Genomic DNA, 24,293 nt, shown 5'->3' with positions numbered 1-24,293 from the left:
GGCTTCAGCTGCTCCTTCAGTGCGCGACGACGGCCGCGCCGTCCGCCCCACCGTACGCGGCGTCACCGCGCACCAGACCGCTGCCCTCCGGGGCGTCCGCGGGGTCGCCGCCGAGGCCGCTGACCCGGTTGTGCTCGTCCACGAACACCACCTTCGGCAGGTACGCCTTGGCCTCGGCGGTCTCCATCTGCCCGTAGGCGATCAGGATCACCAGGTCGCCGGGGTGAACCAGCCGGGCGGCGGCGCCGTTGATGCCGATGACGCCGGAGCCGCGCGGGCCCGCGATGGTGTAGGTCTCCAGCCGGGCGCCGTTGTTGATGTCGACGATGTGGACCAGCTCGCCGGGGAGCAGGTCCGCGGCGTCGAGCAGGTCCTCGTCGACCGTCACCGATCCCACGTAGTGCAGGTCGGCCTGGGTGACGGTGGCACGGTGGATCTTGGACTTGAGCATGGTGCGGAGCATGTGGTCACGCCTCTCTGAGTGCATGCCGGGGCTACAGCCGTACTTGTCGGACGATTCAGTGCTTATCGGACGATGATGCTCACGTTGTCGATCAGCCGGGTCGAGCCGACCCCGGCCGCGAGCGCGAGCACCGCCTCGCCCTGGAAGTCGTCCGGCGCCTCGGTGAAGGACATCGGATCGATCAGGGCGAGGTAGTCGAGGGAGATGCCGTCCGCGTCGTCCAGCACGGCGGCGGCCGCCTCGCGGACGGCCTTGGCGCCCTGGGCGCCGGCGTCGCGGCCGGCGAACAGGGCGCGGGAGAGGGCGAGTGCCCGGGTGCGCTCCTCGTCGGAGAGGAAGCGGTTGCGGGAGGACAGCGCGAGGCCGTCCTCCTCGCGGACGGTCGGGACGCCGACGATCTCCACGTCGAAGTCCAGGTCCGCGACCATGCGGCGGATGATCGCCAGCTGCTGGGCGTCCTTCTCGCCGAAGACCGCGAAGTCCGGGTCGGTGATGTGCAGCAGCTTGGCGACGACGGTCAGCACGCCGTCGAAGTGGCCGGGGCGGGACGCGCCCTCGAAACCGTTGCCCATCGGGCCCGCCGAGAGGCGCACCAGCGGCTCGCCGTTCGGGTAGACCTCGTCGACGGACGGGGCGAACACCACGTCCGCGCCCATCTCCTCGGCGAGCGCGACGTCCGCGTCCAGGGTGCGCGGGTAGCGGTCGAGGTCCTCGCCGGCACCGAACTGCAGCGGGTTCACGAACACCGTGACGGCGACCCGGCCGTCCTTGCCGACCTGGCGGCGGGCCTCCCGGACCAGCGCCGCGTGGCCCTGGTGCAGCGCGCCCATGGTCATCACCACGGCGTTGTCCACCGGCTGCTCGTCCGGCCAGAACGCCGCCTCGAACTCCTCGACGGTGCGGGCCAGCACCGCCTTGCGGACCTTCGCCGCCTTCGGGGCCTTCGCCGGGCGCCTGTCGCGTGCCATCAGTGGTTCTCCTCGTTCAGTACGTCCAGCAGCGCCGCCGCCGGTTCGGGCTTCAACGATCCGTTGGCGACCGCCCGTTGCGCGGTCGCCCTCGCCATCGCCCGGTACGCCTGGCCGATGTCCGGGGTCACCGTAGCGAGTCGGTCGAGGTGCTTGCGCACCGTCCCCACGTCGCCCCGGGCGACCGGGCCGGTGAGGGCCAGGTCGCCGGAGCGCAGGGCGTTGTCCAGGGCCGCGCCGAGCAGCGGGCCGAGCATCTGGCCGGGCTCCGCGACACCCGCCGTGCGCAGCAGCTCCATCGCCTGCGCGACCAGCGTGACCAGGTGGTTCGCGCCGTGCGCGAGGGCCGTGTGGTACAGCGGCCGGACGTCCTCGGGGATCCAGGACGGCTCGCCGCCCATCTCCACCACCAGCGCCTCGGCGACCGGACGGTACTCCTCGGGCGCGGTCACGCCGAACGGGCAGCCGGCCAGCCGGGCCACGTCCACCGAGGTGCCGGTGAACGTCATCGCCGGGTGCAGCGCAAGCGGCAGCGCACCCCGCAGGGTGGCGGGCTCCAGCACCGCCACGCCGTGCGCGCCCGAGGTGTGGACGAGTATCTGACCCGGGCGGACCGCGCCGGTCGCGGCCAGACCGCTCACCAGGTCGGGGAGGACGTCGTCCGGGACGGTCAGCAGGACGAGATCGGCCGCGGCCATCACCTGCGGCGGCGTCACCAGGCGGACGCCCGGCAGCAGCGCCTCGGCGCGACGCCGCGAGGCGGCGGAGACGCCGGACGCGGCGACGACGCGGTGCCCGGCCATCTGCAGGGCCGCGCCCAGGGCAGGACCGACCCGGCCGGCCCCGACCACCCCGACAGCGAGCCGGGCCGGGCGGTTACCGGGGTCGGAGGGGTCTCCGAAGTCGTGCAGCACTCTTCCGTTCCAGTCCTCGGCGGGTACCAGACGTACCGCTCAATGGTACGGGGCCGCTGCACCCGCCCACCCACCCGAGCACCCGCCGGCGGAAGGGGGGCGATCGGGGACGGGCGACCCAGGGGCGCGAGGAACTGCGCGGGGCGGGAGAGCCTGAGGTCAGGTCGCGAGGTGGGCAGTGACTTGCCGGTGCCGGCGACCTGTTCGCAGGCGGGGTGCTGTTTCCGTTCCCACCCACCCACCCGTGACCCGACAGGGAAGGGGTAGGGGCGCCGCGCAGCGGGTGTGGCGGAGGGTCAGGGGGTTTCGCCGGCGCGGACGAGGCCGTTCTCGTAGGCGAGGACGACGGCCTGGACGCGGTCGCGGAGACCGAGCTTGGCGAGGATGCGGCCGACGTGGGTCTTGACGGTGGCTTCGGAGAGCACCAGGCGGGCGGCGATCTCGCCGTTGGAGAGGCCCTGGGCGACCAGCAGGAAGACCTCGCGTTCGCGTTCGGTGAGCGGGCCGAGGATCGCCGAGCCGGGCGTCGCGGTGGGGGTGGGGAGGACTTCGGCGAAGCGGTCGATCATGCGGCGGGTGGTGGTGGGCGCGACCACCGCGTCGCCGCCGTGGACGGCGCGGATCGCGGCGACGAGTTCGGTCGGCGGCACGTCCTTGAGCAGGAAGCCCGACGCGCCGGCCTTGAGCGCCGCGAAGGCGTACTCGTCCAGGTCGAAGGTGGTGAGGATGAGGACGCGGGGCGCGCCCTCGATCGGGTTGCCGCGGTCGTCGAGGCAGATCCGGCGGGTGGCCTGGACGCCGTCGAGGCGGGGCATCCGGACGTCCATCAGGATCACGTCGACCTCGGCGGTGCGCAGCACTTCGAGGGCCTGCTGGCCGTCGCCCGCCTCGGCGGCGACCTCGATGTCGCCCTGCGACTGCAGGACCATCCGGAAGCCGGTGCGCAGCAGTTCCTGATCGTCGACCAGCATCACGCGGATGGACATCGGTCGGGTCTCCTTCATTTGGACACTTTGAGGGGCAGGACGGCGCGGATCCGGAAACCGCCGCCGGGCCGGGGCCCGACGTCCAGGCTGCCGCTGACCATACCGACCCGTTCACGCATGCCGATCAGGCCGTGACCGAGTCCGTCGGCGCCGCCCGCGACGAGCTGTTCGCGGGTGCTGCCGCGGCCGTCGTCCTCGACCAGGACCTCCAGGTCGCCGTCCCGGAAGTCGACGGTGACCTTGGCGCTGGCGCCCGGGCCGCCGTGCTTGCGGACGTTGGTGAGGGCTTCCTGGACGATCCGGTAGACGGTGAGTTCCAGGCCCCGGGGCAGTTCGCGGACCTCGCCGGTCGCGGTGAACTCGACCGGCAGACCGGCGGCGCGGACCTGTTCGAGCAGGTCGGGGAGTTCCTCGACGCCGGGCTGCGGCACGTACTCGCCGGTGGTGTCGGCGGTGCGCAGCACGCCGAGCAGGCGGCGCATCTCGGCGAGGGCCTGGCGGCCGGTGGAGGCGATGGTGTTCAGCGCCTCCTTGGTCTGCTGCGGGGAGGAGTCCATGACGTACGCGGCGCCGTCGGCCTGGACGATCATGACGGAGACGTTGTGCGCGACCACGTCGTGCAGCTCGCGGGCGATCCTGGCCCGTTCGGCGGCGACCGCGACCTGCGCCTGGGCGTCCCGTTCGCGTTCCAACCGGGCGGCCCGGTCCTCCAGTTCGACCAGGTAGGCGCGGCGGACCCGGGTCAGCCGGCCCCACGCCCAGCACAGCACGAACGGGGTGGTCATCAGCGCGGCCAGCACCAGCCGCTTGGTGGGGGTGTCGTTGGCGCTGTCGCTCGACGGGACCAGCCGCCACACCGTGAGCGGCCCCGCCGCCAGGCTGGCGACCAGCGCCAGTCTGGACGTCCAGGTCCGGCCGAAGGCCGCGCCGGTGTACGCGAACACCAGGTAGGCGGCGGCGGACACGCCGGGCTCGATCCGGCCGGCGATCTGGCTGAGGCCGAGGGCGACGGCCGCCGCGGTGGTGACGCCGGGCCAGCGCCGCCGGACCACCATCAGGCCGGGCAGGATCACCGCGATCGCCAGGCCCACCCACAGCTGCGGCCCGGAGACCCGGTCCCCGTTGACGTCGACCTGTTCCGATGCCACCAGCACGCCGAAGACCAGCACCAGCAGCGCCCAGACGGAGTCCACCACCAGGGGGTGTCGGCGGAGCCAGGCGTTGAGTCGATGCACGTGTCCAGCCTAGGGAGTCGGACGGCGTGTTCAGGTCCGTCGTAGGAGCGATCCGGGGCTACTCCCCAGGGTGGAGATCGCCTCCTCCCGGTAACGTCGCCCGCCATGACATGGATGCGGTGGCGGCCCGCGATCGAACACGCTCTGTACCGGCCCGACGGCGGCTTCTACCGCAGGCCGGAGGGCCCGGCCGGACACTTCCGCACCTCCGTGCACGCCTCCGCCCGGTTCGCCGGCGCGGTGGCCCGCCTGCTGGCGGGCGTCGACGCCGCACTCGGCTCGCCCGACCGGCTCGCCTTCGTCGACGTCGGCGCGGGCCGCGGCGAACTCACCGTCGCCGTCCGCGCCGCGCTGCCCGCCGGACTGCGCGACCGGGTCGCGTTCCACGCCGTCGAACTCGCCGACCGCCCCGCCGACCTGCCCCCCGACATCGCCTGGGGCCCCGACCTGCCGACCGGCGTCAGCGGCCTGCTGTTCGCCAACGAGTGGCTCGACAACGTCCCGCTCGACATCGCCGGACGCGACGAGGACGAGGAACCGCGGTACATCGAGGTCGACGAGGAGGGCCACGAGCGGCTCGGCGACCCGCTCGACCGGCAGGACGCCGCCTGGGCCGAGCGGTGGTGGCCCGACGGCGAACGGATCGAACTCGGCGGACCCCGGGACGCCGCCTGGGCCGGTGCCGTCGACGCGCTGGAGAGCGGCCTCGCGGTGGCCGTCGACTACGCCCACACCCGCGACACCCGGCCGCCGTTCGGCACCCTCACCGGCTTCCGCGACGGACGGGAGACCGCGCCCGTCCCCGACGGCGGCTGCGACCTGACCGCGCACGTCGCGCTCGACGCCGCCGCCGTTCCGGACCGCCCGGCGCTGCTGACCACCCAGCGCGCCGCCCTGCACGCGCTCGGCGTCAGCGGCGAACGGCCGCCGCTCGCGCTGGCGAGCACCGACCCGGTCGGCTACCTGCGGGCCCTCGGCGGGGCCGGCGAGGCCGCCGAACTCACCGATCCGGCCGGGCTCGGCGCGTTCCACTGGCTGGTCCAGGCCGTCCGCATGCCGGTACCGGACGACCTCGCCGACCTCCCGGGATGGCAGACTCTCCCCTCATGAAGGACTCGACGGCCCTGACGGAGACCACGGTCGGCATCGGCCCGGGCGCGCAGACGCTCCCCGGGGAGCCCGACAGCACCGACATGGTGCTCAACATCGGTCCCCAACACCCGTCCACGCACGGCGTGCTGCGCCTGAAGCTGGTCCTCGACGGCGAGCGGATCAACTCCGCCGAACCCGTCATCGGCTACATGCACCGCGGCGCGGAGAAGCTCTTCGAGGCCCGCGACTACCGGCAGATCATCATGCTGGCCAACCGGCACGACTGGCTGTCCGCCTTCGCCAACGAACTCGGCGTCGTCCTCGCCGTCGAGCGGATGCTCGGCATGGAGGTCCCCGAACGGGCGGTCTGGCTGCGGACGCTGCTGGCCGAGCTCAACCGGGTGCTCAACCACCTGATGTTCCTCGGGTCGTACCCCCTGGAACTCGGCGGGATCACGCCGATCTTCCACTCCTTCAACGGCCGCGAAGAACTCCAGCACGTGCTGGAGGAAGCCTCCGGAGGCCGCATGCACTACATGTTCAACCGGGTCGGCGGCCTGAAGGAGGACCTGCCGGCCGGTTGGCTCGGCCGGGTCCGGGCGGCCGTCGGCGTGGTGCGCACGCAGCTGCCGGTGTTCGAGGACCTGGTGCTCGGCAACGAGATCTTCCGCGGCCGGACGGCCGGCATCGGCGTGCTCTCCCGCGAACACGTCCACGCGTACGGCGTCACCGGGCCGATCGCCCGGGCCAGCGGCGTCGACTTCGACCTGCGCCGCGACGAGCCGTACCTCGCGTACGGCGAACTCCAGGACGTCCTGCGGGTGCCCGTCCGGGAGGAGGGCGACTGCCTGGCGCGGTTCGAGTGCCTGCTGGAACAGACCGCGAACGCGCTCGACCTGGCGGACGCGTGCCTGGACCGGCTGGCGGAGATGCCGGCCGGGCCGATCAACCTGCGGCTGCCCAAGGTGCTCAAGGCGCCCGAGGGCGAGACGTACGCCTGGACGGAGAACCCGCTCGGGGTGAACGGGTACTACCTGGTGTCGCGCGGCGAGAAGACGCCTTGGCGGCTGAAGCTGCGGTCGGCGTCGTTCAACAACATCCAGGCGCTGACGGAACTGCTGCCGGGGACGCTGGTGGCGGACATGGTGGCGATTCTGGGGTCGATGTTCTTCGTGGTCGGGGACATCGACAAGTAAGCCGGCCGAGGCCTACCGGCCCGCCGGGTGCGGGGCGAGCTCGGGGTTGTGGGACTCGCAGAGGGCGACGAGGGCGGCGTAGGCCTCGGGGCCCATGAGCTCGGTGAGTTCGGGGCGGTAGGAGACGTAGACCGGGTCGACGGCGGTGTGGGCCTCGGGGGAGCTGGTGCACCACCAGTGGAGGTCGTGGCCGCCCGGGCCCCAGCCGCGGCGGTCGTACTCGCCGATGGAGACCTGGAGGTAGCGGGTGTCGTCGGGGCGGTCGATCCAGTCGTAGGTGCGGCGGATCGGGAGCTGCCAGCAGACGTCGGGCTTGGTCAGGTGGGGGTCGAGGCCCTCGCGGAGGGCGAGGACGTGCAGGGCGCAGCCGGCGCCGCCGGGGAAGCCGGGGCTGTTGAGGAAGAGGCAGGCGCCGTTGACGCGGCGGGTCTGGCGGTCGCCGTCCTCGTCGAACATGGTGATGCCGCCGTCGCGGCGGATGCGGCCCTTGGCGTCGGTGCCCTCGGGGTGGTGTTCCCAGATGTCGGGGGTGAGGCGGGCGGCGTGTTCGACGACGCGCTGTTCGTCGTCCTCGTCGGAGTAGTGCGCGCCGAGGGTGCAGCAGCCGTCGGAGGCGCCGCGGCCGGGCTGGATGCCGTGGCAGCCCTTGCCGAAGATGCAGCCCCAGCGGGAGGTGAGCCAGGTGAGGTCGCAGCGGAACACCTGGTCGTCGTCGGCGGGGTCGGTGAACTCGACCCAGGCGCGCGGGAAGTCGAGGGCGACTTCGCGGACGGTGGGCATCGCCAGGTCGACGACCGGGCCCTTGGCGGGCTTGGGAGCCTTGCCGGACTTCTTGGACTTCTTGTTCTTCGCGCTCTCAGCTGGTGCCACCCGGCAAGGGTATGGCCTGGGCGGGGAAGGACGCGGTGCGGCGTCGCGGCTTTTCGCCGGGTTTGCCGGGTCTGAGGGGATTTCCCGAGGTCTCGGTGGAGGGTGTAGGTGAAACGGCTGTGAAAAGGGCCGCAGCCCGGGCGGCGGGGGCCCTGCGCGGCCCTAGGATGTCCCAGCCGGGGGTAGGTCGGGCGCGCGAGCGCCCTTGCACGGGGGAGTGCACATGGGCGAAAAGGTCGTCATCCGGTCGTGGGAACTCCACGGCGAGGGACGGGAGTTCGAGGCCGTCTCGAAGGAGTTCGGCAGCGCGGCGAAGCAGTTGGAGAGCGGGTTGGCGGCGCTCGGTGCGCCGTGGGGCGGTGACGCCCCGGGGAAGCCGTTCGGGGCCGCGTACGGCGAGGCCAGGGAAGGCGTGCTGGCCGGGCTCCAGGGCCTGGCGGAGCGGCTCGACCGGGTCGGTCGGGGCCTGCACACCATGGCGGACAGCATCGAGCGCACCGACAGCGAGATCAGCGCGGACTTCAACGCGCCGTCCTCCAACCACCCGACCGCAACCGGCCGGGCCTGAACCGCAGTCAGAGCACGCGGCGGGCGGCTGTGCACGCCGAACCGCACCACCCGAAGGGGGAGCACGTGTCCAGGAACCTGCCGGAGGAACTCGCCCCCGCGCTGGCACGGACCGGCCACGCGTGGCCGCAGGCGGACGAGGAGGGGCTGCGCCAAGCAGCCGGTCTGTGGCGGGAGTTCGGCTCGGAGGCGGACGCCCTGGTGCGCCGCGGCAACACGTCCGCGCAGCGGGTGTCCGGCGAGAACGAGGGCCCCGCGGTGGACGCGTTCACCGCGCACTGGCAGCAGTTCAGCGGCGGCGGACGCGGCCAGCTGGACGACGCCTCCGCGGCGGCCGGCCTGGTGGCGGGCGCGCTGGACAAGGCGGCCGGCGTGGTCGACCACAGCAAGGCCGAGATCATCGCGGTGCTCCAGGAGCTGACCGAGAAGATCCGGGCGGCGGACGCGGCCGAGGCGAAGGCCAAGGCGGACCTCGCGCAGGCCGGCAAGGAGCTCACCTCCGGCATCGGCGGCCTGGTCGGCGGCCTGGTGTCCGGCGCGGTCGCCGCCGTGAAGGAGGGCGTCGCGGAGGCCGAGGAGCTGGCCGCCGTCGCGGACGCCAAGCGCAAGATCGGCCAGCTGCTGGAGCAGCTGGAGCGGGACATGGCGGACGCGGCGAAGGCGCTCGCCAAGGAGCCCGCGCTGATCGCCCTGGAGCGGATCGCCCAGACCGACGGGCGCGGCCTGCACGGCGAGAAGCGCGAGAGCTCGATGGCCGCGCGCTCCGGACAGGTCACCGGCGTGCTGGCGAAGTCCGGCGTGGGCAGCGCGGTGGAGGTCGCCGGAGTGGCCGGCGTGCACGCCGAACTGAAGGCCGACGGCACCGTCAAGACCGACCGGCACGGCAACCCGGTGCTGGTCGGCGACGACGGCCAGCGGGTCAAGGGCGTCGACGGCGTGAAGGTCGCCCAGGGCACCGACGGCACCCAGCAGCTGGTCGGCCCCGACGGCACCCCGATCAGCGGCGTCGCGATGGGCGAGGACGGCAAGCCGCTGCTCGGCAAGGACGGCAAGCCCGTGCTGGTCGGCCTGACCGGCGCGCTGGTCGGCACCGGCATCACGCTGGCCCTCGGCCTGGACGGCCACCCCAAGCTCGACGGCGACGGCCACCCGATGATGACGGCCGCCAACGGCGCCCCGGTCTCCGGCCTGGTCGCCGACCCCAAGGGCCACCTGCTGATGGGCAGCAACGGCCAGGTCGTCACCGTCAACGCGGATTTGCAGGCGGTCGGCCCGAACGGGCAGATCGTCCAGTTCGGCGCGGACGGCCGCCCGCTCGACCTGATCGGCAAGGACGGCCAGCCGGTCACGATCAACGACGGCCAGAACGGCGGCCCGGGCGGCCACCACGGCCGCGGCGGCGACCAGGGCAACGGCCCGTTCAACGGCGGTTCGAACGGCCACGGCGGCCAGAACGGCCACGGCGGCAACGCGTCCGGCGCCAACGGCCAGGGCGGCGGTCCGCTGGGCGGCGTGCCGAGCAAGGTCGACAGCGTGATCCACGACGCGCAGGGACCCGACCGCGGCGACCAGTCGCAGTCCGCCCCGGCGGGCAACGGGCACCGCGGCAACAACAACTCGGGCTACCAGAACAACTCCGCTCCCGTGTCCGGCAGTTCGCACGGCGGCGGCGGTGGCGGCGGCTCGTACGGCGGCGGTGGCGGTGGCGGTGGCGGCTCGTATGGCGGCGGCGGTGGCGGCGGCGGTTGGTCGCCGAGCGACTCGCCCGCGCCCTCCTCGTCGCACGGGCCGGTGTCGGTGCACGTCGACTCGGTGTTCGCGCCGCCCGCGCCGAACGCCCCGTCGGTGGGCAGCGGCGACATCTGGTCGTCCGGCGGTGGCGGGATCCACCGCGGCGGCGACTCCGGTTCGGTGTTCGGCGGCGGCTCGGGCGGCTCGTCCGGCGGCGGCTCGATCCAGCTCGGTCCGGTCGGTGGCGGTGGCGGTGGCGGTCCGGTCGGCGGCGGCGGTGGTCTGCCGGTCGGCGGTTCGGTCGGCGCAGGTCCGGTGGCCGGTGCTCCCGGCCCGGTCGGCGGCGCGCCCGTCGGCACGCCCGGCGCGGCCGGCACCCCCGGCGCTCCCGGCACCCCGGGCGCTGCGGCCGGTGCTCCCGGCGCCGCGGCCGGCGCGGCGGCGGGCACCCCCGGCGCCCCCGGTGCGGCGGCAGGCGGCGCGGCCGGTGCTCCCGTTGCGGGCGGGCAGGCGGGTTCGGCGGCCGCCGTGGTCGGCGTCGGCCAGCACCAGGCGGACGGCCGCCCGGTGGCGGCCCGCCCGGTCACCGGTCCCGTGCCGCCCACGGGCGGCGGCGGCCTCGGCCAGCAGGCCCCCGGCGGCCCCGTCCGGCACGACCCGCTGCCCGACGTCCGGCGGCCCGGCACCGTCGACGAGTCCGGCGCGCAGGTGCACCAGGCGTCCGCCGCCTGGCTGCTGATCACCGGCGGGCGCGGCGGCGGCCCGGTCCGGCCCGGCTCCGCCGAGCAGGTGGTCCGCACCCTCGCCGACGGCCGCCCCTACGGGCTGCCCGGCGGGCTCGGCCCCGTCGACCCGGCGCACCAGGCCGAGGTGGTGCGCCGCACCCCCTCGCCGTACCCGGACCCGATGGTCGGCGAGTGGATCGAGGTCCTCAACGGCGGCGGCCCGGCCGAGAGCGGACGCGCCAACAACTGCCTGGACGTCGCGCTCTCGGCCGTCGACACCCTCGGCGGCGCGCCCACCTGCGCCGCGCCCCGACTGCCCGACGGCCCGGCCGGCGAGCGCGGCGGCCGCGACCGCGCCGAACTCGAACTCGGCACCCGCTTCCTCGACCTCGGCGACGGCGCCGAGGCCCACGGCAAGCTCGGCCAGGCGCTGCTCGCGCACGGCACCGGCACCCGCGCCGTGCTGCTCACCGTCGACGGCTTCGGCCGCTCGCACACCTGGAACGCCGTCAACCACAAGGGCGTGCTCAGCTACCTCGACCACCAGACCGGCTACGCCGCGCCGACCCCGCTCTACCCGGCCGACCACGGCCTGTGGGCGATCGCCGTGGACGCCGCCGACCGCCCGATCGACCTGTCCGCGCCGCTGCCCGTCACCGTCGCCGTCCCGTCCGGGGCGGTCGTCGAGCCGGCGCCGGCCCCGGTGCCGGCCATGGTCGGCGCGCCCGCCGAGGACCCGGCCGCGGAGGCCGCGCCCGCGGCAGCGCCGCCGCGCTCCCGCCTCACCATCCACCGCACCACCGGGAGCACCAGCCGATGATCACCCGTGAACAGGCCCTCGCCACCGCCCACCGCTGGGTCAACGGCGACCTCCCGCAGGAGGGTTCACGGCCTGTCAGGTGCCACGAGTTCGACCTCGGCTGGGTGCTCTGGCCGGAGCCCGCGCCGATCCTCACCGACCCGCTCACCGGGGTGCGCCGCGCCCCGGAGGAGATCGGCGCGGCCTGCGCCGTGGTCGACCGGGTCAGCGGCGAACTCACCGTCTTCCCGTCCGTCCCGGTGCCCGAGGTGGAGCGGCTCTACCGCGACCGCCTCGGCGCCGGCAGCCACCACCCCGCGCTGCCGCCCGTCACCGGCCCCGGCACCCGTGCCGTGATCGGCTACCGGGACGACAAGGGCGTCACCCAGTCGCTCACCGTGCACTCCGCGCACGGCCACCCGCACCCCGCGCTGCGCGCCTGGCAGCAGCTGTCCGCGCAGGGCGTCGCCCTCGACGACCTGATCGCGCTCCGCACCGACCTGCGGCTGTCGATGCTCCCCGGCGGCTACTGGGAGCACGTCATCGCGGCCCGGCTGCCCGGCGTCCGGATCGAGTTCGAGCAGCCGTACGGGCCGCGCCACGACCACCGGGCGGCCGCCGTCCGGGCCCTGGTCGCCCGTACCGGCCGGGCCTACAACCGGGTGCCGTTCCCGCCCGCCGTGCCGCCCGCCCAGCCCGAGGACGAGAACGGCCTCGCACAGCGGCTGGCCGCGCTGTTCGGCGAGAACGGCACGCACCGCTTCGAGCAGGCCGAGGTGCTCGCCGCCGACCTGCCCGAGCTCGCCGCCCGTGCCCTGCAGCGCACCGGCCTGCCGCGCACCGTCGCCGGGTTCTTCACCCTGCACCGCCCCGAGAGCGACGGCATCGCCGAACCGGCCGCGCCCGTCCTGCCCGACCTCGCCGAGCACCTCGGCGCGCTCGGCCGCGGCCGCCGCGCCACCGCCGCCGCCCGGGCCGCGCTGCTCGGGCAGCGGCTGCTCGGCACCGACGGCTGGGCGCTGCTCACCGTCGACACCGCGCAGGGCCGGGTCCGCGCCGTCGACCCCGACACCGGCGAGGCCCGCTACTGCAACGCCGACCTGACCGCCTTCACCCGCTGCCTCGCGCTGCTCGCCGAGCGCTACCCGCGCCTGCGCGACCTGCCGCCCGAGCAGGCCGGCCCCGCCGTCGCCGAGTTCCAGTGGGCGCTGGCCGCCCTCGACCGGACCGCCCTGCGCGACCCCGAGAACTGGTGGGCGGTCATCGTCGAGCAGCTCTGGGACGGGCTGTTGTGACCCCGTCGGCACCCCGGGTGGTCACCGGTTTGGGCTAGGTTGGACGGTCATGCGACTCGGTGTGCTCGACGTAGGCTCCAACACCGTCCACTTCCTCGTGGTGGACGCCCACCCCGGCGCGGCCCCCCTGCCCGCGTACTCGCACAAGGCGGACCTGCGCCTCGCCGAACTGCTGGACGCGGACGGGGCGATCAGCCCGATCGGCATCGACCGGCTGGTCTCCATGGTCGCGTCCTCGCTGCGGGTCGCCGAGGACAAGGGCGTCGTCGACCTGCTGCCGTTCGCCACCTCCGCCGTCCGGGAGGCCACCAACGGCGAGGAGGTGCTGCGCCGGGTCGAGGAGGAGACCGGCGTCGCCCTCACCGTGCTGTCCGGCCAGGACGAGGCCCGGCTGACCTTCCTCGCCGTCCGCCGCTGGTTCGGCTGGTCCTCCGGCCGGCTGCTCAACCTCGACATCGGCGGCGGCTCCCTGGAGATCGCCTGCGGCCTCGACGAACAGCCCGACGTCGCCACCTCGCTGCCGCTCGGCGCCGGCCGCCTCACCTCCCGGCTGCCCGGCGACGTCGCCGACCCCGGCGACATCCGCGAACTGCGGCGGCACATCCGCGCCGAGATCGCCGGCGCGGTCGGCGACATCGCCCGACTCGGCGCGCCGGACCACTCGGTGGCCACCTCCAAGACCTTCAAGCAGCTCGCCCGGATGACCGGCGCCGCCCCCGAGGGCGCGGGCGTCCGCGTCCCCCGCAAGCTCACCCGGGCCGGCCTCTCCGCCTGGCTGCCCCGGCTCGCCGCGATGACCCCCGCCGAACGCGCCCGCATCCCCGGCGTCTCGCTCGGCCGCGCCCGCCAACTGCTGGCCGGCGCGCTGGTCGCCGACGCCGCGATGGACCTGTTCGGCCTGGAGGAGCTGGACATCTGCCCGTGGGCGCTGCGCGAGGGCATCATCCTGCGCCGCCTCGACACCATGGACGGCCAGGACAGCCGGGTCGCTATCGAAGCGTGACCCGGCAACGGGCTGCCACCCGCCTTTTCGCTGCGGGGATTCGTGTGCGAGCGGCTAGGATCCGGCTGTTTCAGAGGAGAACGTCCGCCCGGGGGGTATATCGCGATGTCCGTCCCGCTTGCCGATCGTCGAAGAGTCACACACTGGATAGCCACGGTCGGCGGCCTACTGGTCGTCGCCGTACTGATGTCACTGGCCGGCCTGCTGCCGACCGCAGCCGGGGCCGCCCCGGTCTCCGCCTCGCCGTCCGCCACCGCGGCGCCCGCGGCGCCGGTTTTCAACCGCTCCGGCGGTTCCGGCAGCTCCGGTAACGGCGACGGGCCGGCCCAGGCCGACGCCCCCGGGCTCATGCCCGGCGCGACGTCGCCCACCCCGCAGAACCTGGTGCCGTCCGGCGTGCCCACGCCGAGCAAGCCGCCGCGTCCGGTTTCGTATCCGAGCACGCCCAGCCCGACGACCACGGACGGGCCGTGTCCGTTCCTGGTGGCGCCGCAGGCGCTGGTGAAGTGCGGTGCCGCCCCGAATACGGAGACCCTGTTCAAGCTCGATGTGGCGGCGGACCACGACCAGGTGATCATCCAGACGTCGGGCGGGCTGTACGGCATGACGCCGCAGGTGTTCCGCCCGGACGGTACGCCGCTGAAGTGCGATGTCTCGCCGGACCCCAACACCCCTGGCCCGGCCCGGTGTGTGACGGACAAGGCCGGCTCGTACACGCTGCGGCTGTACAACTACGGCTCGAAGACCCTGCCGATCGCAATGTCGTACCTGCCGGTGGTCTCCGCCCAGAAGTGTGTGGCCATAGGCGCCGCCGACCGTTCGCTGGGCAATCCCACCATCTACCGGGGCACCGTGCCGCTCGGCATGGCGGGCGACTGCTACACGACCGACTTCGCCACCGGCGACGTGGTGCGCCAGCTGGGCCCTGGCCTGACCTGGACCGTGTTCGACGCCACCGGCCGGGACGTTTGCGGTCCCGATGCCAGGAACGGCACGGACTGCCGGCTGGCTGGTACCGCTCCCTACCGGGCGGTCGTCCAGTACGGCTCGGGGCCCGACCGCAGCTACCAGCTGGCCCTGTCGCGGCTGTCACGGCCCGAGGGCTGCACGGTGGTCGAACCGCAGGCATACGGGGTGGCCCTCGACCTGGCCGACACCAGCCGCTGCCGAATCCTGCGGGTGCCCACCGACGGCCGCTACACGTTCCGCGGGATCAGCACCAGCGGTGAGACGGGCGGCACCGTGTACCGGTCCGACCTCAGCACGCCCTGCCTGAACGGCGAGTGCGACCTCACTGTCGGCGACTACCTGTTCACGACTGCGCCGAGCATCTCCAAGGACCCGTACGCGGTGGTCTTCCGCTCGGCCACCGAGACCCGTGGCTGCACCGTCGGCCGCGACGACCAGATGGCCTCCGGCGCGCCCGTCGAGAAGTTCGGCTCGGCCGGGCAGGACATCTGTCGCACCCTGCCGACCGCGTCCGGCCAGGGCCTCCACATGCTGAACGGGACGACCAGCGGCGAGACGGCGTCTTTCCGCGTGCTGGACGCGACCGGCGCCGGGCAGTGCGGCACCTTCCCCACGAACGACACCTACACGGCGTGCCGGCTGACCGGCACCGCCCCGTTCCGGCTGGTGGCGAACGCCCGGGGTCCGGTCAACTACCGCCTGCTGGTCCAGCGGACCGGCGAGACCGCAGGCTGCACGCCGTGGGGCACCGCCGGGTACGGCACCGGCAGCGGCCTGCGCACCGGCCTGTCCGGGAATGCGGCCGACGGCGCGCTGGAGGCCTGCTTCAGCGTCCCGGCCGACCACCCGGCCACCGAGCTGATCGGCTACCAGGTGGCGGGGCCGGACGACGAGGCCGAACTGCACCTGGTCGATCTGTCGGGCAACGACTTCTGCGGCATCGCCTACCTCGAAACCTGCCGGCCGCCGACCGGCCGGCCCTACACCGCTGTGCTGAGGAACGGCCGCGGCCTGGGCAAGTACACGGTGGTCCGCCGGGACGCCACCCCGTCCGCCGCCTGCGACCTGCCGGTCTCTTCGGGCCGGGTCGGCGCCCCGTCCACCGCCCTTGCTTACGAGAGCACCGTCGACGCGCACTGCACCGCGTTCGACGCGGACCGCGCCGACCTGTTCCAGGTGAGCATGCGCACCGCCACCAACTCGTACGGCGCGTTCAACGTGCTGGACGCGGACGGCAAGCAGCTGTGCCGTTGGGACAGAGACTGCCGGGTCACCGGCTCGACCCGCTACCTCGCGGTGGCAACCTCCCTGGGCGTGGACGCCGGCCGGACCCCGGACCGCCTGGACGTCTGGCGGCTGGCCACCGCCGCCGGGTGGGCGCCGGAGTGCGCCGCCCACCCGATCTCCGCGGACGGCTTCGACCAGCGCAGCGGGGTACTGAGCGACGACGCCCCGCTGTACTGCGCGGTGTTGGAGATGCGGCCCGGCCAGACGATGGACGTCACCACCGCCACCGAAGGCTTCGTCGAGCGTCCGCGGCTGACCGTGGCCGGCCGCGAGAACTGGGCCAACGGCGACATCGCCTACAAGTGCACGCAGGACGACGCCAGTAACGGCACCGGCACCACGTGCACGTACAACGGCACCACCACCGGGCACGCCGTGATGCTGCTCAGCCCGGGCCACGCGCACCTCCCGCTGGCCTACACGCTGCAGGGGGCCCGACCGGGCACCGGTACCGCTCGCAGCGGCGTCCCGGAGTCGGTCAGCCCGAACGTGCTGCCCGCGGGCGGGCTCCCCGAGATGACCGTCCACGGCACCGGGCTCAGCCTCAACACGCAGTTCGTGCTGATCGGCGCGACCCGCGCGTGCGGGGTCCTGGAGTGGCGCCCGCTGCGGGTGAACGCGGAGGGCACCGAGCTGGTCGTCCGGGTCAACCTGCAGACCGCCTGCACGGGGGCCGACGGCGCCTACGACCTGCTGATCACTGGTGCGCCCCACCAGGACGGCGTCCCCTCGCCGGGTTACCTGCCCAAGGCGCTGAAGGTGACCGCCTGACTCATCGGTCGGCATCCCGACGGGGCCGTGCCTTGCGCTTGACCAAAGCCGAGGCACGGCCCCCTGTCGTTGAAGGCGGCGCGGGCCGCCCGCGCAGGGTTGCGATCGAAGTGTGACCTGCGAGCGAGTCGCCAACTCCGTTGCCGCTCTAGGGGATTCGTGTGCGAGCGGCTAGGATCCGGCTGATTCAGGGGAGAGCGTCTGCCGGGGGGTATATCGCGATGTCCGTGCCGTTTGCCGATCGTCGAAGAGTCACACACTGGATTGCCACGGTCGGCGGCCTGATGGTCGTCGCCGTGCTGATGTCACTGGCGGTCCTGCTGCCGGCCAGGGCCGGGGCCGCTCCGGCCTCCGGCTCGCTGTCCGCCGCCGCAGAACCGATGCCAGGCACCTCGCCGAGTCCGGGCCCGAGCCCGAGTGCGAACCCGTCCGGGGCCGGCGGGGCCGGCGGGTCCAACAGCTCCGGTAGCGGCGACGGGCACCCCGGGATCATGCCCGGTGCGACCTCGCCCTCCCCGCAGAACCTGGCGCCGAACGGCGGCGTTCCCACGCCGAGCAAGCCGCCGCGTCCGGTTTCGTATCCGAGCACGCCCAGCCCGACGACCACGGACGGGCCGTGTCCGTTCCTGGTGGCGCCGCAGACGCTGGTGAAGTGCGGTGCCGCACCGAACACACCGACCTGGTTCAAGCTCGACGTGACGGCCGACCACGACCTGGTGATCATCCAGACGTCGGGCACGCTGTACGGCATGATGCCGCGGCTGTTCGCCGCGGACGGCACCGAGCTGAAGTGCGATGTCTCGGCCGACACCTACAGCAACGGCCCGGCCCGGTGTGCGACGGACAAGGCAGGCTCGTACACGCTGCGGCTGTACAACTACGGTTCGACGACGCTGCCGATCGTGATGTCGTACCTGCCGGTGGTCTCCGCCCAGAAGTGCGTGGCGGTGGGCGCCGCCGACCGTTCGCTGGGCAATCCCACCATCTACCGGGGCACCGTGCCGCTCGGCATGGCGGGCGACTGCTACACGACGGACTTCGCCACCGGCGACGTGCTGCGGCAGTTGGGCCCCGGCCTGACCTGGGCCGTGTTCGACGCCACCGGCCAGGAGGTCTGCGTTCCCGACACCAGGACCGGCACGGACTGCAAGCTGACCGGTGCCGCCCCCTACCGGGTGGTCGTCCAGTACGGGTCGGGTCCCGACCGCGCCTACCAGCTGGCCCTGTCACGACTGTCGCGGCCGGAGGGCTGCCTGGTGGTCGAGCCGCAGGCGTACGGGTCGGCCCTCGACCTGACGGACACCACCCGCTGCCGGATCCTGCGGGTGCCCGCCGACGGCCACTACACGTTCCGGGGCGCGCGCGACCTCAGCGAGACCGGCGGCACCCTGTACCGGTCCGACCTCAGCCCGCTCTGCCCGTCCGGGGAGTGCGACCTCACCGCCGGCGACTACCTGTTCACCGTCCCGCCGGGCATCTACGCGAGCCCCTACGCGATGGTCCTCCGCTCGGCCACCGAGACCCGCGGCTGCACCGCCGGGCGGGACGACCAGATTGCCTCCGGCGCGCCCGTCGAGACCTTCGAGTCGGCCGGGAAGGACATCTGCCGCACCCTGCCGACCGCGTCCGGCCAAGCCCTGTACGTGGTGAACGGGACGCCCGGCGGCAACACGCCGCTCTACCGGGTGCTGGACGCCGCCGGTGCCGATCAGTGCCGGGGCTCCGCCACGCAGAGCAACTACAAGGTGTGCCGGCTGACCGGCGCCGCGCCGTTCCGCCTGACGGCGGAGGCCCGCGGTCCGTTGAAGTACCGGCTGCTGGTGCAGCGGGTCGGTGAGACCGCCGGCTGCACACCGTGGGGCACCGCCGCGTACGGCGCCGGAAGCGGGCTGCGTACCGGCCTGTCCGGAAAGCCGGCCGACGGGGCGCAGGAGGTCTGCTTCGCCGTTCCGGCCGATCACCCGGCCACCGAGCTGATCGGCTTCCGGCTGTCGGGGCCGGTGTACGACGCCGCGCTGCACCTGGTCGACCCCTCCGGCAACGAGTTCTGCACGAGCTGGGGAGGCAGCCCGGCCACCTGCCGGCCGCCGACCGGCACGCCCTACACCGCCGTGCTGACCGGCACCCGACTGAGCGAGTACACGGTGGTCCGCCGGGATGCCACCCCGTCCGCCGCCTGCGACCTGCCCGCCTCCTCGGGCCGGCTCGGCGCGCCGTCCACCGGCGTCACCTTCGAGAGCACCGTCGACGCGCACTGCACCACCGTCGACGCGGACCGCGCCGACCTGCTCCAGGTGAGCACGCACAGTGCCGCCAACCCGTCGAACGGCGTGATCAACATGCTGGACGCCGACGGCAAGGCGCTGTGCACCGGCTGGAGCACCGACTGCCGGGCCACCGGCTCGACCCGCTACCTCGCGGTGGCGGCCGCCCCGACGCTGGACGCCGGCCAGACCCCGAGCAAGCTGGACGTCTGGCGACTGGCCACCGCCGCCGGCTGGGCTCCCGAGTGCGCCGCCCACCCGGTCTCCGCCGACGGCTTCGACCAGCGCAGCGGAGTGCTGAGCGACGACAACCCGCTGTACTGCGCGGTGCTGGAGATGAAGCCCGGCCAGAAGGTGGACGTCACCACCGCCACCGAGGGCTTCGTCCAGCGGCCGAGGCTGACCGTGAACGGCCGCGAGAACTGGGCCAACGGCGACACCGCCTACAAGTGCACCCAGGACGACGGGACCACTGGCACCAACACCGTGTGCACCTACAGCGGCACCACCACCGGGCACGCCGTGCTGATGCTCACCCCGGGCTACGCCCAGCTCCCGCTGGCCTACACGCTGCAGGGGGCCCGGCCGGGCACCGGCACCGCGCGCTCCGGCGTCCCGCAGTCGGTCAGCCCGTCCGTGCTGCCGGCCGGCGGCCTGCCCGAGATGACCGTCCACGGCACCGGGCTCAGCCTGAACACGCAGTTCGCGCTGAACGGAGCGACCCGCGCGTGCGGGTCGCTGGAGTGGCGCCCGGTGCGGGTGAACGCGGACGGCACCGAGCTGGTCGTCCGGGTCAACCTGCAGACGGCCTGTACGGGCAGCGACGGCACCTACGACCTGGTGGTCACCGGCGTCTCCTACAAGGACGGCGTCCCCTCGCCCGGCTACCTGCCCAAGGCGCTGAAGGTGATCGCCGGGTAGTCGCCCGGATCCCGCGTGCCGCATCGCACACCGATCGGCACCCCGGCGGGGCCGCGCCTTGCGCTTAACCTGGTTCGCGTGGTGGATTCAGCGGACCAGCGAAAGCCGAGGCGCGGCCCCCTGCCGTTGAAGGCGGCGCGGGCCGCCCGCGCGGCGCGCCGCAAGCTGGAGCGCCCGCCACTGCTGCGCACCACCGACCGGCTGGTGCTGCCGCCGCACCCGGCGCTGCACGTGCCGGACACCAAGGTGGCGCTGTCCACCGCGTCCGTGTACCCGTCGACCACTGAGACCGCGTTCGAACTGGCCTCCCGGCTCGGCTACGACGGCGTCGAGGTGATGGTCTGGAACGACCCGGTCAGCCAGGACGTGGAGGCGCTGCGGCGGCTCTCCGACACCTACGAGGTGCCGATCCTCGCCGTGCACGCCCCCTGCCTGCTGATCACCCAGCGGGTGTGGAGCACCGACCCGTGGACCAAGCTGGTGCGCGCCCGGAAGGCCGCCGAGCGGCTCGGCGCGGACACCGTGGTGGTGCACCCGCCGTTCCGCTGGCAGCGGCAGTACGCCAAGGAGTTCGTCGCGGGCATCGACCGGATGGCGGGGGAGACCCCGATCCGGTTCGCGGTGGAGAACATGTACCCGTGGCGCTACCGGGACCGCGAGATGCTCGCCTACGCGCCCGGCTGGGACGTCACCGAGGAGGAGTACCGGAACTTCACCGTCGACCTGTCGCACGCGGCGACCTCGCGGGTGGACGCGCTGGAACTGGTGGACCGGATGGGGGACCGGCTGGCGCACGTGCACCTGGCGGACGGCTCCGGGTCCGGCAAGGACGAGCACCTGATCCCCGGGCGCGGCAAGCAGCCCTGCGCCGAACTGCTGGAACACCTCGCCCGGACCGGCTTCGACGGGCACGTCGTGCTGGAGGTCAACACCCGCAAGTCCGGCTCCCCGGCCGACCGGGAGGCCGACCTCGCGGAGGCGCTGGCCTTCACCCGCCTGCACCTGGCGGCGGTCCGGCCGACGCTCTGACGGATCGTCGGTTCGCGAAGCGCCGGACAGCCCCGCGGGCCCGCGCCTACAGTCGGACCATGATCGAACCGAACGGCGGGGCCGGCCCGATCGGCCCCGACACCCACGTCCGACTGGCCCGCCCGACCCGGGACATCGCCGCGGCCGAACGCTTCTACGTCCAGGGCCTCGGCCTGTCCGTGCTGTGGCGCACCACCGAACGGGTCTCCGGCGAGCACGACCTGCTGATGGTCGGACTCCCGGGCGGCTCCTGGCACTTCGAGCTGGCCGTCGACCCGGAGAACCCCGTCGAACCGGCCCCGACCGTCGAGGACCTGTTCGTGCTGTACCTGGGCGCACCCGTGGACGAGGCCCTGATCGGGCGCCTGGTCGCCGCGGGCGGCCGCCGGGTGCCCGCGCACAACCCGTACTGGGACGAGTTCGGCGTGACAGTGGTGGACCCCGACGGGTACGGCCTGGTGCTGTGCTCCCGCACCTGGGGCTGAGGAGAGGACGAACCGATGAGTGACCTGCAGGCCCACGCCAACTCCTTCGGCGCGGTCGCCGCCGAGTACAACGCGGCCCGGCCGTCCTACCCGGCCGAGCTCTTCGACGCACTGGAACGCCTCTCCGGCCGCCCGCTGAACGGCGCGGACGTGCTGGACGTCGGCGCCGGCACCGGCATCGCCACCCGGCTGCTGGCCGAACGCGGCGCCCGGGTGGTGGCCGTCGAACCCAGCGACGGCATGGCCGCCGTGCTCCGCGACGTCAGCCCCGGGCTGCCGGTGGTCAAGGCCGGCGGCGACGAACTCCCGTTCCACGACGCCTCGGTGGACCTCGTCACCTACGCCCAGGCATTCCACTGGACCGACCCCGACCGCTCGATCCCGGAGGCCCTGCGGGTGCTCCGCCCGGGCGGGTCGCTGGCGCTCTGGTGGAACGTCAAGGAGTACGAGACACCGTGGCTGGCCGCCCACCAGGAACGGATGGCGGCCGCCCTGCCCGGCTACCACTACTACGGCGGAGTGATCGCCGGGGCCGAGAAGTTGACCGAGGCCGGCCTGGAGGTCCGCGAGACCACGCTCCACTGGGAACGCCCGTTGACGGTCGATCAACTGATCACCGACCTGACCTCCCGCTCCTACGTGGCGGTGCTCGACCCGGAACGGCGCGCCCCGATCCTGGCCGCCGAACGGGCCGCGCTGCTCGCCGAATTCCCCGACGGACAGCTGATCGAGCCCTACCGGCTGACCCTGTACGTCGCCCCCAGGCCCTGACCCCCGAGCCGCCCGGATTGACCGCATCGCGGACACCTGGTCCGGATCCGGGCGGCGCGGGCGTAGGCTCGACGGACCCCGAAAGTTCTCGAAGGAGCGGCTCCGATGCCCCAGCTGAGGTCCAACACGGTCACCCAAGGTCGCAACATGGCGGGCGCGCGCGCCCTTCTGCGCGCCGCGGGCGTAGCCCGCGAGGACTTCGGCAAGCCGATCATCGCGGTCGCCAACTCCTTCACCGAGTTCGTCCCCGGCCACACCCACCTTCAGCCGGTCGGCCGGATCGTCTCCGAGGCGATCAAGCAGGCCGGCGGCATCCCCCGTGAGTTCAACACCATCGCGGTCGACGACGGCATCGCCATGGGCCACGACGGCATGCTCTACTCGCTGCCCTCGCGCGACCTGATCGCCGACTCGGTCGAGTACATGGTCAACGCGCACTGCGCGGACGCCCTGGTCTGCATCTCCAACTGCGACAAGATCACCCCGGGCATGCTGATGGCCGCGCTGCGCCTCAACATCCCCACCGTGTTCGTCTCCGGCGGCCCGATGGAGGCCGGCCAGGCCACCCTGGTCGACGGCACCGTCCGCAAGCTCGACCTGGTGGACGCCATCTCCCAGGCGGTGAACGAGAACGTCTCCGACGCGGACATCTCGATCATCGAGGAGAACGCCTGCCCGACCTGCGGCTCCTGCTCCGGCATGTTCACCGCCAACTCGATGAACTGCCTGACCGAGGCCATGGGCCTGTCGCTGCCCGGCAACGGCTCCGTGCTGGCCACCCACACCGCCCGCCGCGCCCTGTACGAGCAGGCCGGCCGCACCGTCGTCGACATCACCAACCGCTACTACGGCGGCGACGACGCCTCCGTGCTGCCGCGCAACATCGCCACCCGCGCCGCGTTCGAGAACGCCATGGCACTGGACATCGCGATGGGCGGCTCCACCAACACGATCCTGCACCTGCTGGCCGCCGCCCAGGAGGCCAAGGTCGACTTCGACATGCGGGCCATCGACGCGATCTCCCGCAAGGTGCCCTGCCTGTCCAAGGTCGCCCCCAACGGCAAGTACTACATGGAGGACGTGCACCGGGCCGGCGGCATCCCCGCCATCCTCGGCGAGCTGTACCGCGGCGGACTGCTCAACGAGGAGGTGCACACCGTGCACTCCGACTCCCTCGACGAGTGGCTCAAGACCTGGGACGTGCGCGGCGGTTCGCCCTCCGGCGAGGCCGTCGAACTGTGGCACGCCGCCCCCGGCTGCGTCCGCTCCGCCGAGGCGTTCAGCCAGTCCGAGCGCTGGGACACCCTCGACACCGACGCCGCCGGCGGCTGCATCCGCAGCGTCGAGCACGCCTACTCCGTCGAGGGCGGCCTCGCCGTGCTGTACGGCAACATCGCCGAGGACGGCTGCGTGGTGAAGACCGCCGGCGTGGACGAGTCGATCTGGCGCTTCCGCGGCAAGGCCGTGGTCTGCGAGTCCCAGGACGAGGCGGTCGAGAAGATCCTCGCCAAGCAGATCGCCGAGGGCGACGTGGTGGTCATCCGCTACGAGGGCCCCAAGGGCGGCCCCGGCATGCAGGAGATGCTCTACCCGACGTCCTTCCTGAAGGGCCGCGGCCTCGGCAAGGCCTGCGCGCTGATCACCGACGGCCGGTTCTCCGGTGGCACCTCCGGCCTGTCCATCGGCCACATCTCCCCGGAGGCGGCCTCCGGCGGCGCCATCGCCCTGGTCGAGGACGGCGACCCGATCACCATCGACATCCCGGCCCGCACCATCAACCTCGACGTCTCCTTCGAGGAACTGCACGAGCGCCGCCTCAAGCTGGAGGACGGCAACGGCTACCGCCCGAAGACCCGCGACCGCCAGGTCTCGGCCGCCCTCAAGGCCTACGCCGCGATGGCAACCTCCGCCGACAAGGGCGCCGTCCGCGACGTCTCCAAGCTCGGCTAGTC

At 73.5% G+C, this 24,293-nt stretch carries 18 protein-coding genes; 12 read left to right on the top strand and 6 right to left on the bottom strand.

The window, feature by feature from the left end; translation table 11 throughout:
• Window positions 1–16: 16 nt before the first annotated feature.
• The 5 genes from panD to ACFV4P_RS16530 all read right to left on the bottom strand — a co-directional run bounded on the left by panD (window position 17) and on the right by ACFV4P_RS16530 (window position 4,566).
• Window positions 17–463 (bottom strand): aspartate 1-decarboxylase, encoded by a 447-nt coding sequence (gene panD, locus ACFV4P_RS16550; protein ID WP_073807720.1) that lies wholly within the window; start codon window positions 461–463, stop codon window positions 17–19.
• A 62-nt stretch (window positions 464–525) separates the two neighbouring features.
• Window positions 526–1,431, bottom strand: coding sequence for a pantoate--beta-alanine ligase (panC, locus tag ACFV4P_RS16545; RefSeq protein ID WP_380471628.1), 906 nt, complete (start codon window positions 1,429–1,431; stop codon window positions 526–528).
• A complete protein-coding gene (locus tag ACFV4P_RS16540) occupies window positions 1,431–2,345 on the bottom strand; it encodes a Rossmann-like and DUF2520 domain-containing protein (protein ID WP_380471625.1) in 915 nt (304 codons plus the stop codon). The genes panC and ACFV4P_RS16540 overlap by 1 nt, the downstream gene beginning before the upstream one ends.
• A gap of 296 nt (window positions 2,346–2,641) precedes the next feature.
• On the bottom strand, window positions 2,642–3,331 hold the full coding sequence (locus tag ACFV4P_RS16535) for a response regulator transcription factor (protein WP_073807724.1): 690 nt from the start codon (window positions 3,329–3,331) through the stop codon (window positions 2,642–2,644).
• A 14-nt stretch (window positions 3,332–3,345) separates the two neighbouring features.
• Window positions 3,346–4,566: a sensor histidine kinase gene (locus ACFV4P_RS16530; protein WP_380471623.1), complete on the bottom strand. Its 1,221-nt coding sequence runs from the start codon at window positions 4,564–4,566 to the stop codon at window positions 3,346–3,348.
• A 105-nt stretch (window positions 4,567–4,671) separates the two neighbouring features.
• Here ACFV4P_RS16530 and ACFV4P_RS16525 point away from each other — a divergent pair, with 105 nt between their 5' ends.
• Complete coding sequence (locus ACFV4P_RS16525) at window positions 4,672–5,676, top strand: SAM-dependent methyltransferase (protein WP_380471621.1); 1,005 nt, start codon at window positions 4,672–4,674, stop codon at window positions 5,674–5,676.
• A 14-nt stretch (window positions 5,677–5,690) separates the two neighbouring features.
• On the top strand, window positions 5,691–6,854 hold the full coding sequence (locus tag ACFV4P_RS16520; RefSeq protein WP_380472046.1) for an NADH-quinone oxidoreductase subunit D: 1,164 nt from the start codon (window positions 5,691–5,693) through the stop codon (window positions 6,852–6,854).
• A gap of 12 nt (window positions 6,855–6,866) precedes the next feature.
• On the opposite strand, the gene ACFV4P_RS16515 is transcribed toward ACFV4P_RS16520, so the two are convergent.
• Window positions 6,867–7,724: a hypothetical protein gene (locus tag ACFV4P_RS16515; protein ID WP_380471618.1), complete on the bottom strand. Its 858-nt coding sequence runs from the start codon at window positions 7,722–7,724 to the stop codon at window positions 6,867–6,869.
• A 223-nt stretch (window positions 7,725–7,947) separates the two neighbouring features.
• Here ACFV4P_RS16515 and ACFV4P_RS16510 point away from each other — a divergent pair, with 223 nt between their 5' ends.
• The 10 genes from ACFV4P_RS16510 (at window position 7,948) to ilvD (ending at window position 24,291) form a co-directional block, all read left to right on the top strand.
• Window positions 7,948–8,292: a WXG100 family type VII secretion target gene (locus ACFV4P_RS16510; RefSeq protein WP_380471615.1), complete on the top strand. Its 345-nt coding sequence runs from the start codon at window positions 7,948–7,950 to the stop codon at window positions 8,290–8,292.
• A gap of 65 nt (window positions 8,293–8,357) precedes the next feature.
• Window positions 8,358–11,567 (top strand): toxin glutamine deamidase domain-containing protein, encoded by a 3,210-nt coding sequence (locus tag ACFV4P_RS16505; RefSeq protein ID WP_380471613.1) that lies wholly within the window; start codon window positions 8,358–8,360, stop codon window positions 11,565–11,567.
• Entirely contained in the window at window positions 11,564–12,841 is a 1,278-nt protein-coding gene (locus ACFV4P_RS16500; protein ID WP_380471610.1) for an SUKH-4 family immunity protein, read from the top strand. Before ACFV4P_RS16505 ends, ACFV4P_RS16500 begins: the two co-directional genes overlap by 4 nt.
• Window positions 12,842–12,890: 49 nt before the next feature.
• On the top strand, window positions 12,891–13,844 hold the full coding sequence (locus ACFV4P_RS16495; RefSeq protein ID WP_380471608.1) for a Ppx/GppA family phosphatase: 954 nt from the start codon (window positions 12,891–12,893) through the stop codon (window positions 13,842–13,844).
• Window positions 13,845–13,949: 105 nt separating this feature from the next.
• A complete protein-coding gene (locus ACFV4P_RS16490; protein WP_380471605.1) occupies window positions 13,950–16,871 on the top strand; it encodes a hypothetical protein in 2,922 nt (973 codons plus the stop codon).
• A gap of 491 nt (window positions 16,872–17,362) precedes the next feature.
• A complete protein-coding gene (locus ACFV4P_RS16485; RefSeq protein ID WP_380471602.1) occupies window positions 17,363–20,056 on the top strand; it encodes a hypothetical protein in 2,694 nt (897 codons plus the stop codon).
• A 225-nt stretch (window positions 20,057–20,281) separates the two neighbouring features.
• A complete protein-coding gene (locus tag ACFV4P_RS16480) occupies window positions 20,282–21,085 on the top strand; it encodes a sugar phosphate isomerase/epimerase family protein (protein WP_380472044.1) in 804 nt (267 codons plus the stop codon).
• A gap of 59 nt (window positions 21,086–21,144) precedes the next feature.
• Window positions 21,145–21,570 (top strand): VOC family protein, encoded by a 426-nt coding sequence (locus ACFV4P_RS16475; protein ID WP_380471599.1) that lies wholly within the window; start codon window positions 21,145–21,147, stop codon window positions 21,568–21,570.
• Between the two features lie 15 nt (window positions 21,571–21,585).
• Complete coding sequence (locus ACFV4P_RS16470) at window positions 21,586–22,341, top strand: class I SAM-dependent methyltransferase (protein WP_380471596.1); 756 nt, start codon at window positions 21,586–21,588, stop codon at window positions 22,339–22,341.
• 105 nt (window positions 22,342–22,446) lie between these two features.
• Window positions 22,447–24,291 carry a dihydroxy-acid dehydratase gene (gene ilvD, locus ACFV4P_RS16465; protein ID WP_380471593.1) on the top strand — a complete coding sequence of 615 codons (1,845 nt, stop codon included), beginning with the start codon at window positions 22,447–22,449 and terminating at the stop codon, window positions 24,289–24,291.
• Window positions 24,292–24,293: the final 2 nt, after the last annotated feature.

Origin of the sequence: Kitasatospora sp. NPDC059795, assembly GCF_042732175.1 — a bacterium.
In the GTDB taxonomy this organism is placed as follows: Bacteria; Actinomycetota; Actinomycetes; order Streptomycetales; family Streptomycetaceae; genus Kitasatospora.
This window is presented reverse-complemented; position numbering and strand designations above follow the sequence as displayed.